General features: G+C 49.9%; 1 protein-coding gene. It reads left to right on the top strand.

Annotation, left to right across the window (positions count from 1 at the left end; translation table 11 throughout):
* Nucleotides 1-599, top strand: a 599-nt coding sequence (locus R7Z49_RS26330) for a methyl-accepting chemotaxis protein (protein ID WP_318112609.1), incomplete at both ends; no start/stop codon positions are given.

Genomic DNA, 599 nt, shown 5'->3' with positions numbered 1-599 from the left:
GCTGTCTCGACAGGCCTTAAACCACTTCAGCCCGTCGCCGATTCTCTCAAAGATGTTGCTGCGGGTGGCGGTGACTTAACTGCGCGTCTAAAAGTGGAAAGTAAAGACGAAGTTGGCGAAGTCGCGGCTGCCTTTAATGAGTTTATGGATAAACTTCACCCACTGATGCAGGACATTCATCAATCTGCTTCTGCCGTTCAAACAGTTTCTGAAGAACTGAATGATCAAACGCGCACAGCGAGCGGTCAAATGCAGAGTCACTGTTTGGAAACGGATAAAGTGGTGACAGCGGTAACAGAGATGAGCATGACGGCAAAAGAAGTCGCGAGCAATACAAATGCCACTGCGCAGGCCATTGACGATGCGAACGATCAGGTCACCGAAGCCCAGCGAGAGGTTGAACAAGCGATTCAAGGCATTACTGAGTTGGTTACAGAGATCAACAGTACATCGGATGCTATCTCTGAGTTGAGTCAGCAAACGGAGCAGATTACCAAAGTATTGGATGTGATTGGCGAGATTGCTGAGCAGACCAACTTATTGGCGCTTAATGCGGCAATTGAAGCCGCGCGAGCGGGTGAGCAAGGGCGTGGATTTGC

This window comes from Vibrio sp. 1562, assembly GCF_033340155.1.
Lineage (GTDB): Bacteria > Pseudomonadota > Gammaproteobacteria > Enterobacterales > Vibrionaceae > Vibrio > Vibrio alginolyticus.
This window is presented reverse-complemented; position numbering and strand designations above follow the sequence as displayed.